Genomic DNA, 13,803 nt, shown 5'->3' with positions numbered 1-13,803 from the left:
AGGAGACCCCATGATCCAACGCCGCACCCTCGTGCAAGGCGCCGCCGCCACGGTGGCGACGCTCGGCGCACCGCTGGCCGCCTTCGGCCAGCAGACCGTGACGCTGAAGTTCCACACCTTCATGGCCCCGATGAGCAACGTCTGGCTCACGATGCACAAGCCGTGGATGGACAAGGTCGAAAAGGACTCCGGCGGCCGCATCAAGTTCGAGGCCTACCCGGCCATGCAGCTCGGCGGCACGCCGGTGCAGCTGTACGACCAGGCGCGCGACGGCGTGGTGGACATCGTCTGGACGCTGCCGGGCAACACCGCGGGCCGCTTCCCGCGCGTCGAGGTCTTCGAGCTGCCGTTCATGATGAACAACGCCGAGGCCACGTCCAAGGCCTACTGGGAGTACTTCCAGACCCAGTGCCCGGACGAGTTCAAGGAGACGCAGGTCATCGCGCTGCAGGTGCACGGCCCGGGCGTCATCCATACCGCCGGCAAGGCGGTCAACAGCGCCGCCGACCTGCGCGGGCTGAAGATGCGGGGTCCCACCCGCCAGGTGACCAAGCTGCTGGCCTCGCTGGGCGCCACGCCGGTGGGCATGCCGCTGCCGGGCATTCCCGACGCGCTGAGCAAAGGCACCATCGACGGCGCCGTCATCCCCTGGGAAGTGGTGCCGTCGGTCAAGGTCCACGAGCTCACCAAGTTCCACAGCGAGTTCCCGACCGACATGCCGGCGATCTACACCACCACCTTCGTGATGGCCATGAACAAGGCCCGGTACGACGGCCTGCCGGCCGACCTGAAGCGCGTGATCGACGCCAACTCCGGCATGGGGGCCTCGGCCTTCCTCGGGCGCACGCAGCAGGGCAACGATCCCATCGGCCGCAAGGCAGCCAGCGACCGCGGCAACACCATCCACACCTTCACCCGGGCCGAGGCGGAGGACTTCATCCGGCGCTCCGCCGCCATCGACGACGAGTGGGTGGCCGACATGGACAAGCGCGGCTTCAAGGGCGCGCAGCTGCTGTCCAGCGCCAAGGCGCTGATCGCCAAGCACGGCCGCGGCTGAGGCCGTCCGGGGCCGGCCCTGCCGGCCCGCGGCCCGTCAGATCGGCTGCGTGCGCTCGAGCAGCCAGGCCCGTGCCGCGGCGTGCTCGGCCGCCGCCAGCCGCGGCGCCAGGCGCTCGCGCACGGTGGCGTGGTAGCCGTTGAGCCAGTCCCGCTCGTCGGCGCGCAGCAGGCTGCGGTCGATGCAGCGCGTGTCGATCGGGCACAGCGTGAGCGTCTCGAATTCGAGAAACTCGCCGAAGCCGGGGCCGCCTTCCGTGCTTTCGGGGGTGCTCGCCGGCACGTTGAGCACCAGGTTCTCGATGCGCACGCCCCAGCGGCCCTCGCGGTACACGCCGGGCTCGATGCTGGTGATCATGCCCGGCTCCATCGCCATCTCCGGCGTGGGCACGGCCTTGCTGATGCTCTGCGGGCCCTCGTGGACGGCCAGGAAGTAGCCCACGCCGTGGCCGGTGCCGTGACCGAACTCGATGCCCTCGGCCCACAGCGGCGCGCGCGCCAGGCTGTCGAGCATGGGGCTGGGCGTGCCGCGCGGGAAGCGTGCCCGGCTGAGGTTCATGGTGCCCTTGAGCACCAGGGTGTAGTCGCGCTTCATCGCTGCGCTCACGGTGCCGATCGGCCACACCCGGGTGATGTCGGTGGTGCCGCCGAGGTACTGGCCGCCGCTGTCGATCAGCAGCAGTCCATCGCCTTCGATGACGGCGTGGTGCTCGGCCGTGGCCCGGTAATGCGGCATCGCGCCGTTGGCGTTGAAGCCGGCGATGACCGCGAAGCTCAGGCCCATGTAGCCCGGGCGCCGGGCGCGCTCGGCGCTCAGGCGCTCGTCGACCGTGAGCTCGGTGATGTGTTCGCCGCGGGACCGTGCCGCCTCGAACCAGGCGTAGAAGGCGCACATCGCCACGCCGTCCTCGATCATGGCCTCGCGCACGTGGGCGGCCTCGGCGGCGTTCTTGCGGCTCTTGAGCAGCGTGCTCGGGTTGACGGCTTCCGTGACGCTCACGCCCGCCGCCACCGCCTGCCGCAGGCCCAGCGTCACCCGCTTGGGGTCAACGAGCAGCGTGCTGCCCTCGGGCAAGCCCGCCAGCGCCGCCGCGGCCGCCGCGTAGGGCGCCAGCGCGATGCCGTCGGCCACCAGCGTTGCCGCGAGCGCCGCGTCGACCTTGCCTTCTCCGATGAACAAGGTGCCCCTGGGCGCCGCGGCCGTGGCGTCGAGCAGCAGGTGGCCCAGGAACACCGGGTTGTAGTTGACGTCGCTGCCGCGCAGGTTGGTGATCCAGGCGAGGTCGTCGACCGTGCTCACCAGGTGGTGCGTGGCGCCGTGGGCGTGCAGCGCCTGCTGCATGGCGGCCAGCTTGGCGCTGCGCGGCGTGGTGGCGTGCGGCGCCCGATGCTCGAACACGGGCTGCGGCGGCAGCGCCGCGCGCTCGGGCCAGATGCGGTCGACGAGGTCGAGGTCGGTGCGCAGCAGCACACCGGCCGCAGCCAGCGCGCGCTGCAGCGCGGTGTGGTGGCCCAGGCCCAGCACCTGAGCGTCGACGGCGACCGTGGCGTTGCGCGGCAGCTCGCGCGCCAGCCAGTCCACATGCGCGGTCGAGGTCCCGGTGGCGATTTTCTCCAGCGCAATGCCGGTGCCGGCGAGCTCGGCCTCGGCTTGCGTCCAGTAGCGGCTGTCGGCAAACAGTACCGCCGCATCGGCCGCCACCACCAGCGTGCCCATGCTGCCGGTGAAGCCCGAGAGCCACTCGCGCGCCTGCCAGCGCGCGGGCAGGTACTCGCTCAGGTGGGGGTCGGCGCTGGGCACCAGCACCGCCCGTACACCGGCCTCTGCCATGACCTCGCGCAGCTGGGTGAGGCGCAGGCGGATCGGGGATGTGCGGGTATCCATCGGGGGCGTCCTTGGCGGCGGGCGGAGTGGCGCCGGATTCTAGGAGCCGGCCCTGGGGGTGATCGGACGGCGTGCCGCCCCCAGCGCCAGCGTCCACCAGGCCAGCGGGCAGGCGATCAGCGCGGCGAGGAGCACGGGCCGGGTCAGCCGCCACAGCAGCAGGCCGGCGACCTGCGGGATGCTGGCGCCCATGAGGCGGCGCAGCGCGATCTCGCGCGCCTGGCGCTGGGCGGCGAAGGCGGCCAGCGCGCACATGCACGACCTGGCCCGGGGCATGACGCCCTGCACCGTCAGCAGCTTCTGGCCGGCCCGAGGACCGAAGGCGATCCGATTGGTACAGGCCGCCGCCCGCTGTGGTCTGAGCGAGCGGGCTTCCTCCGAGTCGCTGTCGTTGTCGGCCATGCAGGTCGAACCCTCCTCTTCGACCAGCACCGCCCGACGGCTGCATGCTCCGCTTCGTCTTCTGCAACGGCCTGTTTGGAACCGATGCCCGCCCTGAAGCTGCCGCGGTGTCTGCAGCGGCATGTTCGACGGGCTGGCCGGTGATGGCTGGGCGTGCGGATCAGCGCGCCAACATGCCATGGAACAGCGCATCGATCGCCTGTTCGGCATGTGCTTCGGCTTGTGCTGCGGTCATTGGCGCTGCACCGTAGATGCGCTCGACCAGATGCGCGGCTGCCTGCACCGCCGTCAGCATGCCGGTCATCATGATGCTCGCGTGCTCCACCGGATAGGTCTTCAACAAGCCGGCGGCGGTGCATTCGGCAACGACCGCGTCAAGCGCCTGGTGGAACGGTCGCATGTACGTGTTGACCAGCCAGTCAAGCCGGGGGCCCGCCTGGGTGACTTCCATGAATACCAGCGAGTGGGCGGCGGGATGCAGGATGTTGATCACCGCGAACGCGCGCAGAAGCGCCCGCAGTCGGCTTAAGGGGGCGGCGCCGTCGATCGCTGCGTCGGCGTGCATCCAGTAGCTGATGGTCTCAACGTAGGCGTTCTCGACAACGGCGCGCCACAGGCCTTCCTTGTTGCCGAAGTGGTAGTTCAGGAGCGGCTGCTTGACGCCTGCACGGCGGGCAATGGCCAGCACCGACGCGCCATCGAAACCCTTCTGCGAAAACTCGATTTCGGCCGCCTCGATCAGGCGCTGCCGGCCCGACACCTCGGGGCTGACCGCATCAGCGCTGGCAGACCCTTTGGCGCGGTTCGCGGCCTTGGCCCCGCCAGACGCTGTTCGGGACTTCTTCGCTGTGTTCATGTCGTATGGGCTGTGGGTGACGTGTTTCGGATGGATGCGCCAGCCTGTCGCCGGAGTGCATGGATTGTCGACCGGCGGCGACTCCACGGCATCCAGGTGCAATGAACGCTCAGCGGCCTGAGCCGGAGCCCACGGCATGCCTTGCGACGCTCTGGATCGAGGCCCGAACTGATATGCGTATAAGTCCCGAGGCCAGGTCGCTTATGTACATATAAGCTCTCGCGACATCGGTTGTTGCATGGCGCAGCGGCCGCGGTCCTTGAGAGGCAGCAGTGCGCGAAGTGGAGACACCTGTCCTGATCGTCGGCGCCGGCCCCGTGGGCATGCTGGCCGCGGCGCTGCTGGCCGATCAGGGCATCGACTCCATGCTGATCGAGGAACGCGAGGAGTTGCACCAAGCGCCGCAGGCCCATGTGATCAGCTCCCGGACCCAGGAGATCCTGGCCGAGATCGGCATCGACGAGGCGGTGCTGGCCAAGGTGTCCACGCCATGGCAGGCCGCCCGCTATGTCACCTGGCGCCGCAACGTCGCCAGCCCCGACCTGGCGCGCATCGAAGTGGGTGGACACGACTACATATCGGCGCTCGATGCTGTCAGTGCCCGGAGGACGGCCAATGTGCCGCAGCACCTGCTTGAGCGCCTGCTGTTGGCACAAGTCTCCCGCCGTGTTCCCTGCCAAGTCCGGTTTGGGCAGTCGTGGCGGTGCGCGGAGCAGTCGGCCGAAGGCGTGACCTCTCGCGTGCAGGATGCCACCACCGGCGAGACCTATCGCGTGCGCAGCCAGTGGTTGCTGGCCGCCGATGGCGCGAGCAGCAGCGTCCGACGGGAACTGGCCATTCCGATGCTGGGTGAGACCGGCCTGGCCCACTTGATCACGGTGAACTTCGAGGCCGATGTTCGGCACTTGGTGGGCGACAGCCCGTCGATTCTGTTCTGGACCTTGTCAGCCTGTGCTCCGGGCACCTTCATCGTTCACGACGCCGCCCGCTACTCGGTGTTCATGACGCCGTACTTCCCACCCCACGAGTCGCCGCAGGACTTCCCGCTGGAGCGCTGCGAACGCTTGCTGCGCACCGCCCTCGGCGACCGCCGCATGCCGGTGCGAATCACCTCGCTGTCGAACTGGACCATGCAGTCGCAGGTGGCAGAGCGCTATCACCAGGGTCGCGCTTTCCTGATTGGCGACGCCGCGCACCGGTTCCCGCCAACAGGTGGCCTGGGCCTGAACACCGGGGCGGCGGACGCGCACAACCTGGCGTGGAAACTGGCTCTGGTGATGAAGGGCCAAGCAGGGCCAGGCTTGCTGGAGACCTATGCCAGCGAGCGACGACCATCAGCCGAGGCCAATGCTCGGCTGAGCACCGCCAACTACCACCGGATGCGTCAGGTGACCGATGCACTGGGCCTCAATCAGGATCACCTGCCGATCATGGCGCGCCTGCGCGCCAGTGCGGTGTCCCGTGTCCTGCCTGCACGGACCCGCTCCACAGTCAAGAAGCTGATGGTGGCGCAAGTGGACGCCCGGTTGCGCAAGGTGGCGCGTGCTGCCACACCGACGTTCGCGAAGGTCAAGCAACAGGCACAGCAAGCCGCCGAAGCACAGCGCGAGCACTTCCATACGCTGGGCATGGACCTGGGCTTTGTTTACCGCAGCGCAGCGATATGCGACGACGGCAACCCGGCACCGCAAGGCGCGAACCCGGTGATGGACTGTGTTCAGTGCCTGACACCCGGGGCGCGGTTTCCCCACTTCCCCTTGCGCGGCGGCGCGGCATCCCCGGCCACCTCACATGCATTGATCGGACATGGCCACTTCCTGCTCGCCGGCTTCGGCTGCCACGGTCCTGCTGTGGCCGACCTCGCACGCACTGCCGGCCAGGCCGCCGACGCCGCAGTGCGCAGCGCCGACTTGAATGCCCTGGTCCCTGAGACCGTGCTGCCCTTGCTGGCCGGATGGGCCCAGGGCAGCGCCGACTGCATGGTGATGATTCGTCCCGACGGCCACATTGCCTGGCGCCACATGGGCGCTGCCCCGGTGGCCGCGGACGACCTGACGGCGGCCCTGAACCGGGTTCTGCAGGTTCCGGCGGGCAAAGCGGCTCCATCCCATGCCTTGTCCGCCTGAGGCTCCGGGCTGTCAGACATCACACGCCCTTCAACCACACAGCACAAAGGACTCTCCTTGGACTCACCACCTCCTTCCGGCCCGTCAGCTGCCATCGTGCTGGGCGTTGGCCCTGATCGTGGCATTGGCGCCCAGCTCTGCCACCGGTTCGCACGGGAAGGCCTGCATCTCTTCGTGGGCGGCCGCTCGCTCGACAAGATCGAGGCCGTAGCCAAGGCCATCCGCCAGCAGGGCGGGATGGCCACTGCAGTGCTTGCCGATGCCACGCAGGAGACCGACATCGTGCGGCTGTTCCAGGCCGTGGAAGACGCCGGCCTGCCGCTGGACGCGGCGATCTACAACGCCGGCAACAACGTGAACGGCGACCTGGCCACCATGGAGTCGTCGCTCTTCGAGAGCTGCTGGCGCGTGGCCTGCTTCGGTGGCTTCCTGTTCGGCCGTGAAGCGGTGCGGCGCATGCTGCCACGTGGCCGGGGAACCGTGCTCTTCACAGGCGCCAGCGCGTCCTGGCGCGGCGTCCCGAAGATGTACCCGTTTACCGCCGCCAAGGCCGGCCTGCGGACCTTCGCGCAGGCCATGAACAAGGAGTACGGCCCCAAGGGGCTGCATGTGGGGCACGTCATCGTCGACGGCGCGGTGGAAGGCGACCGCATCCTCAAGGGCAAGCCCTACATCGCCGAGATGAAGGGTGAAGAGGGCCTGATCAGCATCGAGGGAATCGTCGACGCCTACTGGTACCTGCACACCCAGCACAAGCAGGCCTGGACCTTCGAGCTCGACCTGCGTCCGTTTAAGGAGCCCTGGTGAGCGCCGCCCGTCTGCCGGTGCTGGTGGGCCGCTACATCTCGCCCGCCGTGCGTCGCGTCGCAGCCTGCATGGTGTTCCAGGAGGTGGCATTCGAGCACCGTTCGCTGTCGACCGCCGACCCGGCCGAGTTCGCCGAGATCCGCCGCATTGCCCCGCTCGGCCGGGTGCCGGCCCTGGTGCTGCCCGATGGAGAAGTGCTCGTCGAGAGCTCGGCCATCCTGGACCATGTCGACGACACCGTCCCGGCGAACCGGGCGTTGCTGCCGCATCACGGTCCGCCGCGGCGCAAGGCCCTGCAGCGCCTCGCGCTGGCCACCGGTGTGTGCGACAAATTGGTGGCCATCGGCTACGAGATGACGCGCCGGCCTGCAGACAAGCGCTACCAGCCCTGGATCGACCAGTGCGGCAGCCAGGCCCTGGGTGGCCTGACGGCACTCGAAGCCGCCATGGGCAACGCACCCTGGGTGGCGGGAGACTGCATCACACAGGGCGACTTTGCCGCCGCCGTGGCCCTGGACCTGGCCGCGAAAGTGACACCGGTTGCTCTTGAGGCAGTCGCCTTGCCCGGGCTGCGTCGCCTGCGATCGTCGCCCGAGATCTCGCAAGTCCTGTCGCGCCTGCTGCCATGACCGCGCCGACCCCAACACAGTCCCCGGCGCAAGCAGGCACCGTGCCGGTGGCCATCATCGGCGCTGGCGTGGCGGGCTCGGTGCTCGCCTTGCTGCTGGCCCGCCAAGGCATTCGCAGTTTGCTGGTGGAACGGCAGACCGAGGTCGACACGCATCCGCGTGGCCATGTCTGGTCCATCCGGTCGATGGAGGTGCTGCGCTCTATCGACCCGGAACTGGCCGAGGAAATGCGCGAGACCAGCCCGGCGCCGCTCAAGCTGCGCTACATCACCTGGTGCACCTCGCTGGCGGGTGTGGACCTGGGCCGCTGTGTGCCCATCGGCAACGACCCGGCATACACCGCCCACCTGCTGGCCAGCAGCCCCTGCAGGCCGCTGCACCTGTCGCAGAACGTGGCCGATCCCATACTGCGGCGCCGTGTGCTCGCCGAGCCCTGCATCAGGCTGATCACGGGCTGTGAACTGCAGGCTCTGCAGCAGGCACGCGACGGCTGCACCCTCACGCTGCGCGCTCGCAATGGTCAGAGCATCACCCAGCAGGCGGATTACACCGTCGGCGCCGACGGCGAGCACAGCACGGTGCGGCAGCTGCTGGAACTGGCCACCAAGGTCACGCCGCTGCAATCGGTGGCACAGATTCATTTCCGCGCCAACCTGTCGAAGTTCACTTCGCCGCGGCCAGGCCCCTTGTACTGGGTGCTCAATCCGGCCGTGGTGGGCACCCTCACGGCCCACACGGCAGACGACTCGGACTGGGTGCTCACCACGGCCACGCTGCCGGCGGTGGAGCCGGCCGAGGCCATGCCCGCGTCACGCGCCATTGCGTTGGTGCACGCCGCCATCGGGGACACCAGAGTGCCGGTGGACCTGGTGGCTGTGCGGCCCTGGACGATGGCGCTTCGTCGCACCGAAACCACCCGCCATGGCCGGGTGATGCTGATCGGCGACGCGGCGGCGGGCTTTTCTGCCATCGGCGGCTTTGGCCTGAACCATGGCATCCAGGATGCGGCCAGCCTGGCCTGGCGCTTGAGTTTGCTGGTCAACGGCCGGCTGCACCCAGATCTTGCCGAGACCCTGTTGGCCAGCTTTGCGGTCGAACGCGCGGAGAGCGCGACCTTCCATGCCTTGCGTACCCAGCAACTCACCGAGCTGTCAGACGAGGTGTTGCGTGTCGCCGGGCTGGACCCCAGCGGATTCGGCAAGCTGACCGCCCTGTCCCAGTCCTCTTTGCTGGGACTGTTGCCGGGCACACTCGTCCGCAAGCTCTTTGCCGGCCTGATGGCGGGTGGCTTGAAGCCGCTGGCCCGGCTGGCCGGCAAGGAAGCCGCTGGGATGTCAGCGCGCCAGCGGGTGAGTCGTGCGATCGACAAGCAGCGCGAGGTGTTCGTCACGCTGGGCACAGACCTGGGCTACGCCGTTGAAAGCGGCTTCGTGCTGCGCGAGCCGCGCCCACAGCCGGCGGCACCTCACAGTGCCACCGAGTACTGGCCCACCACCAGCCCGGGATCTCTGATTCCGCATCTGTGGAGCGAGGAGCAAGGCGTCTCGGTGTCAACAAGGGACCTCGTCCGTGCCGCGCCGCTGACCTTGCTGGTCGGCCAGACCGAGCACGCGCGCTGGCAGCCCGCGCTTGCTCAGTTGCGTAGCGACTGGGGCATCGAGGTGGCCTGCCCGGCGATCGGTCAGGGTGAGGAGGCGCCATTCCGGGCGGAAACGGCCGACTGGGCCGCCGCGCTGGAAGTCGATGAAGACGGCGTGGTGCTGGTGCGCGGCGACGGAGTCGTGGTGTGGCGCAGTCGCCGCCGCTGCACCGACCCCGGCATCGCGCTGCGTGATGTGTTCACTGGCCTGTTGGCCCCGAACAAGCGGTCCGCGAGGGCCCTGACATCGAACCCCATTCAGGAAATGCAATGACCGATCCGATGACTCCCTTTCCCGTCGCCTGTCCCGATCCCGACGCAAAGTCGCCGAAGAAACTGGCCCACATCGTCCTGACCACCCGACACTACGAGAAGGCCATTCACTGGTGGAGCATCGTGCTGGGAGCCAAGGTGATGTTCCGCAACGAGCTGCTGTGCTTCCTGTCCTATGACGACGAGCATCACCGGGTGGCCCTCGTCAACACGAACAACTTCGCCACGAAGCGACGCGAGTCGACGGGGTTGGACCACGTGGCCTTCACCTACGGTTCGCTGGCCGATTTGTTGCACACCTTCGAGCGGCTCAAGCGCCACGGCCTGGCGCCCGAGTGGTGCATCAACCATGGCCCCACCACGTCCATGTACTTCCGCGATCCGGACGGTGTGCAGGCCGAACTGCAGGTCGAGAACTTCGCCACCCCTGAGGCACTGGATGAGTGGTTCCGCTCGGGCGCGTTTGCCGACAACTCCATCGGCGTCGAGTTCGACCCCGACTTCCTGCTCGAACGGTTCCGGGCCGGGGACCCCGAGCAAACGCTGCTGAGCGCCGGCAAAGTGGTCAGCCGCAGCTTCGTGACCCTGTCCTGAGATCGGCTCGATGAAGCTGTGCACCTTCTCCGTGGGCTCTGCCACGTCCCATGTCGGCGTGGCCCTGTCGGGCGATCGCGTTTTGGACGTCACCGCCGCAATGGCCTCCGACTCCCGCTATGCCAGCTTGCTGTCCATCATGGAACACGAGGCGGTCGCGTTGCCGGCCATCCGGACGCTGATGCGGGACGTCGCGGCGTCGCCGCCATCGGATCGCATGCCCGTCTTCGATCTGCGCAGCGTGACGCTGCATGTGCCTTACAGACCACCACAGATTCGCTGCTTCAGCGTCTACGAGCAGCACCTCAAGAATGCCTTCGGCCAGGTGCTGAAGAACGAGTTCGGCTTCTTCGCCCGGCTGCTGCTGGGCACGCTGGGCATGGCGAAGATCCCTAAGGCGTTTTACGCTGCGCCGGCCTACTACAAGGGCGTGCGCATGAACCTGTCGGGGCACCTGGATGCCGTGTCTCGCCCCCGGCCGGGCGGCAAGCTCGACTACGAGGCCGAACTCGGCGTGGTGGTCGGCCGCCGGGGCAAGGACATCGACAAGGCACGGGCCATGTCGCATGTCTTTGGCTACGTGGTCTTCAACGACTTCTCAGAACGCGACCAGCTGATGAAGGAGATGCGCACCCGACCCAGCCCCGGTCCGGCCAAGGGCAAGGACTTCGATGGCAGCAATGCCTTGGGGCCATGGATCGTCACCGCCGACGAGGTGCGCGATCCACATGCGCTGGAGGTGTCGGTGCGGGTGAACGGCCAATTGCGCGGCCAGGGCAGCACTGCGCTGATGACGCACCGGATCGACAGCATCGTCAGCTACGCCTCATGGAACGAGACGCTGCACCCCGGCGAGTTGCTGGCCACCGGCTGCGTGCCCAACTGCGCGGGCATCGAGCAGTGGCGCTTCCTGCAGGACGGCGACCGGGTCGACGTGGACATCACCGGCCTGGGCGCACTGAGCAACACGATCACCGCGCAGTGAGCCCCGACGTCGGGCGGTACTGCCGTGTCCTTTCGTTCGTCAATCACAAATCCACTTGGAGACAACATGCACCCAGTCCCTTGGCTCATGGCCGCCGCAGCGGTCCTCGCGTTCACACCCGCCAAAGCCGACAACGGCTACTTCCAGATCGGCTACGGCGCGGAGGCGCGTGGGGTCGGCGGTGCGGCCGCAGCGGCCACGCGGGACGCGTTTGGTGCTGCGGCCAACCCGGCCACGACCGTCTGGGTGGGCAACCGCTTCGACGCCAATCTCTCAATGACATCCGGCAGCACCCGGTTCCGCCGGCAGGCCGGCCTGCCGCCGCCCGTGAACGGTGCGCTCGACACCGACATCGAGAGCGAGAAGCGCTGGGAACTGCTGGGCGAAGTAGCCTACAGCCGCATGATGTCGCCGGACTTGGCTCTCGGCGTGGTGGGCTACAGCAATGGCGCAGGCACTTTCCTCCCTGCCGACACCACCGTGTGCTTGGCGCCGCAACCCGCGCCACCCGGCACCACCTTCCGGGGCAACGCGCTATGCGGCAGCGGCCGCATCGTCTCCGGAGTGAAGCAGCTGATCGTCGCGCCGACGCTCTCAATGCGTTTGTCGAACAGCGTATCGGTGGGCGGCTCACTGCTGCTGGCCGGCCAGATGTTCAAGGCTGAGGGCCAGCAGGCGCTGACCTCGCAATCGGCCTCACCCGACAGGGTGACCAACCGCGGCACGGCGTACTCTTTTGGCGCAGGGCTGCGGGTGGGCGGCTACTGGCGGGCGCACGAGATGCTGAGCCTGGGCGCCTCGTGGTCGCCACGCGTCGCAATGAGCCGATTCGAGGAGTACGAAGGCCTGCTGGCCGACCGCGGCCGGTTTGACATTCCAGAGACGCTGATGGCGGGGCTTCAGTTCTCGCCCAGCCCGGCACTCTCGCTGATGTTGGACTATCAGCGCATACGCTATTCCGGGACGGATGCCTTGGCCAACCCTGGATTTGACGGCAGCGCGCTTCGTGGCAGCAACGGCGGTCCGGGCAACGGCTGGCGTGATCTGGATGTCTACAAGCTCGGCGTGCGCTATCAGGCCACACCGGCACTGCGCGTCTCGGCGGGCATGTCGGCCAGCAGCAGGGTCTTCGACGACAAGGACACGACCCACAACCTCACCACGCCGTCCACCTTTCGCCGGCACTACACGCTGGGTGCTGGCTACACCCATGCACCCGGCACCGAGTGGTCGTTTTTCTATGCGCGCTCGCCCAAGCGCACCACCACAGGAACGTCCGCGCTGGCCTCGGGTGTGGTTTCGCAGTTCACGGGCGTTCCGACAGCCGCGGGCCAGGAAAGCCTGTCCACCTCGCTGCATGCCTTCGGCATCCAGTACTCGATTCGCCATTGACGCGCTGGCCGGTTGCCCCTTGGTCGACGGGAGCCACGGGCCGCGCGCGTCCGTCTTCCACCCACTCTCCGTAAAGAGGTTGTTCTGCATGAAGGCCTGCGTCCTCACAAAGTTTGGCAACACCGACACGCTGGCGGTCCGCCACGACCTGCCGGTGCCGCAACCCGGTGCCCGCGAGGTGCTGGTCCGGGTTGACGCCACCAGCGTGAACCTCATCGACTGCGGCCGCCGCAGTGGCTATGGCGCACCGCTGTTCAGGCTCAAGGGCGCGAAGTCGTTCCCCATGGTGCTGGGCACCGACTTCTCGGGGGTCGTCACCGCGGTGGGCGGCCGGATCAAGACACTGAAGGTAGGCGACCGGGTCTGGGGCGCGAAGGGACATGGGCGCTGGGGCAGCTATGCGGAGTACGTGGTTGTTCCTGAGAGTGAGGTCGGACTGCGCCCGGCCAGGCTTGGCACGCACGAAGCGGCTGCCTTGCCCTACGCCGCGCTGACCGGATGGAAGGCCATCACCCACGGGCTGCGCCTGAACGAACACAACAGCGCCGGCAAGCGTGTGCTGGTGCATGCCGGTGCCGGTGGCGTAGGCTCATTCGCCATTCAACTGCTGCGGACCTGGGGCGCTGAGGTGATCACGACCTGCAGTGCGGGCAACGCTGCGCTGTGCCTGTCGCTCGGGGCGGCGCAGGCCATCGACTACACAAGGCAGGACTTCAGCAGCCTGCTGGGCAACCTGGACGCCGTGCTTGACACCGTGGGGGGTGATGTGGAAGCCCGCTCGCTGTCGATCCTGAAGGTCCATGGCGGCGCGGCCTACGCCACGTTGCTCCACCCGACGTTGGACCTGGTCAGCCGCCACGGCGTGCCCGGCGGCCTGTTCCGTGCCTTCCTGGCCATGCGGTCGGCACGCGCTGCCCAGGCCAGGCTCGGCCGCCGTTATGCGTGGGTGCTGCACTCGCCCGACCGCCAGGCGCTGGATGCCATCGCCGGGCTGGTCGACGCAGGACGCATCCGGCCGGTCGTCGACACCGTTTACCCCGGCCTGGAGGACATTGCAGAAGCACACCAGCGCTGCGAGTCGCGGCATGCCAGCGGAAAACTTGTCGTTCGCGTGTCCTGACGCGGCAGCGACACCCTGCCTCCCAGCCCCCACCACGGC

At 68.2% G+C, this 13,803-nt stretch carries 12 protein-coding genes; 9 read left to right on the top strand and 3 right to left on the bottom strand.

Annotation, left to right across the window (positions count from 1 at the left end; all coding sequences use genetic code 11):
- Positions 1–10 precede the first annotated feature (10 nt).
- Positions 11–1,057, top strand: coding sequence for a TRAP transporter substrate-binding protein (locus tag KA711_12120; protein MCM0609715.1), 1,047 nt, complete (start codon positions 11–13; stop codon positions 1,055–1,057).
- A gap of 36 nt (positions 1,058–1,093) precedes the next feature.
- Here the strand turns inward: KA711_12120 and KA711_12115 are convergent, their stop codons facing one another.
- The 3 genes from KA711_12115 to KA711_12105 form a co-directional block, all read right to left on the bottom strand.
- Complete coding sequence (locus KA711_12115; GenBank protein ID MCM0609714.1) at positions 1,094–2,941, bottom strand: aminopeptidase P family protein; 1,848 nt, start codon at positions 2,939–2,941, stop codon at positions 1,094–1,096.
- Between the two features lie 39 nt (positions 2,942–2,980).
- On the bottom strand, positions 2,981–3,343 hold the full coding sequence (locus tag KA711_12110) for an ABC transporter permease (GenBank protein ID MCM0609713.1): 363 nt from the start codon (positions 3,341–3,343) through the stop codon (positions 2,981–2,983).
- Positions 3,344–3,503: 160 nt separating this feature from the next.
- Positions 3,504–4,199, bottom strand: coding sequence for a TetR/AcrR family transcriptional regulator (locus KA711_12105; GenBank protein MCM0609712.1), 696 nt, complete (start codon positions 4,197–4,199; stop codon positions 3,504–3,506).
- Between the two features lie 272 nt (positions 4,200–4,471).
- Here KA711_12105 and KA711_12100 point away from each other — a divergent pair, with 272 nt between their 5' ends.
- From KA711_12100 to KA711_12065, 8 genes are all read left to right on the top strand, one after another.
- Positions 4,472–6,325 (top strand): FAD-dependent monooxygenase, encoded by a 1,854-nt coding sequence (locus tag KA711_12100; protein MCM0609711.1) that lies wholly within the window; start codon positions 4,472–4,474, stop codon positions 6,323–6,325.
- A 57-nt stretch (positions 6,326–6,382) separates the two neighbouring features.
- Positions 6,383–7,132 carry an SDR family NAD(P)-dependent oxidoreductase gene (locus KA711_12095; GenBank protein ID MCM0609710.1) on the top strand — a complete coding sequence of 250 codons (750 nt, stop codon included), beginning with the start codon at positions 6,383–6,385 and terminating at the stop codon, positions 7,130–7,132.
- On the top strand, positions 7,129–7,761 hold the full coding sequence (locus tag KA711_12090) for a glutathione S-transferase family protein (protein ID MCM0609709.1): 633 nt from the start codon (positions 7,129–7,131) through the stop codon (positions 7,759–7,761). The genes KA711_12095 and KA711_12090 overlap by 4 nt, the downstream gene beginning before the upstream one ends.
- Positions 7,758–9,674, top strand: a complete 1,917-nt coding sequence (locus KA711_12085; GenBank protein ID MCM0609708.1) for an FAD-dependent monooxygenase — start codon at positions 7,758–7,760, stop codon at positions 9,672–9,674. Before KA711_12090 ends, KA711_12085 begins: the two co-directional genes overlap by 4 nt.
- A complete protein-coding gene (locus tag KA711_12080; GenBank protein ID MCM0609707.1) occupies positions 9,671–10,267 on the top strand; it encodes a VOC family protein in 597 nt (198 codons plus the stop codon). Before KA711_12085 ends, KA711_12080 begins: the two co-directional genes overlap by 4 nt.
- Positions 10,268–10,277: 10 nt before the next feature.
- On the top strand, positions 10,278–11,252 hold the full coding sequence (locus KA711_12075) for a fumarylacetoacetate hydrolase family protein (protein ID MCM0609706.1): 975 nt from the start codon (positions 10,278–10,280) through the stop codon (positions 11,250–11,252).
- A gap of 87 nt (positions 11,253–11,339) precedes the next feature.
- Positions 11,340–12,644 carry an outer membrane protein transport protein gene (locus KA711_12070; GenBank protein ID MCM0609705.1) on the top strand — a complete coding sequence of 435 codons (1,305 nt, stop codon included), beginning with the start codon at positions 11,340–11,342 and terminating at the stop codon, positions 12,642–12,644.
- A gap of 88 nt (positions 12,645–12,732) precedes the next feature.
- Entirely contained in the window at positions 12,733–13,764 is a 1,032-nt protein-coding gene (locus tag KA711_12065) for a zinc-binding dehydrogenase (GenBank protein MCM0609704.1), read from the top strand.
- Positions 13,765–13,803 lie beyond the last annotated feature (39 nt).

Source organism: Ideonella sp. WA131b, from assembly GCA_023657425.1.
GTDB lineage: Bacteria > Pseudomonadota > Gammaproteobacteria > Burkholderiales > Burkholderiaceae_C > Rubrivivax.
This window is presented reverse-complemented; position numbering and strand designations above follow the sequence as displayed.

What these genes read in the sequence shown, in the direction of transcription:
- KA711_12110 (MCM0609713.1), bottom strand. Translation starts at nt 3,343, where the DNA reads ATGGCCGACAACGACAGCGACTCGGAGGAAGCCCGCTCGCTCAGACCA.
- KA711_12065 (MCM0609704.1), top strand. Translation starts at nt 12,733, where the DNA reads ATGAAGGCCTGCGTCCTCACAAAGTTTGGCAACACCGACACGCTGGCG.
- KA711_12120 (MCM0609715.1), top strand. Translation starts at nt 11, where the DNA reads ATGATCCAACGCCGCACCCTCGTGCAAGGCGCCGCCGCCACGGTGGCG.
- KA711_12085 (MCM0609708.1), top strand. Translation starts at nt 7,758, where the DNA reads ATGACCGCGCCGACCCCAACACAGTCCCCGGCGCAAGCAGGCACCGTG.
- KA711_12075 (MCM0609706.1), top strand. Translation starts at nt 10,278, where the DNA reads ATGAAGCTGTGCACCTTCTCCGTGGGCTCTGCCACGTCCCATGTCGGC.
- KA711_12115 (MCM0609714.1), bottom strand. Translation starts at nt 2,941, where the DNA reads ATGGATACCCGCACATCCCCGATCCGCCTGCGCCTCACCCAGCTGCGC.
- KA711_12105 (MCM0609712.1), bottom strand. Translation starts at nt 4,199, where the DNA reads ATGAACACAGCGAAGAAGTCCCGAACAGCGTCTGGCGGGGCCAAGGCC.
- KA711_12080 (MCM0609707.1), top strand. Translation starts at nt 9,671, where the DNA reads ATGACCGATCCGATGACTCCCTTTCCCGTCGCCTGTCCCGATCCCGAC.
- KA711_12070 (MCM0609705.1), top strand. Translation starts at nt 11,340, where the DNA reads ATGGCCGCCGCAGCGGTCCTCGCGTTCACACCCGCCAAAGCCGACAAC.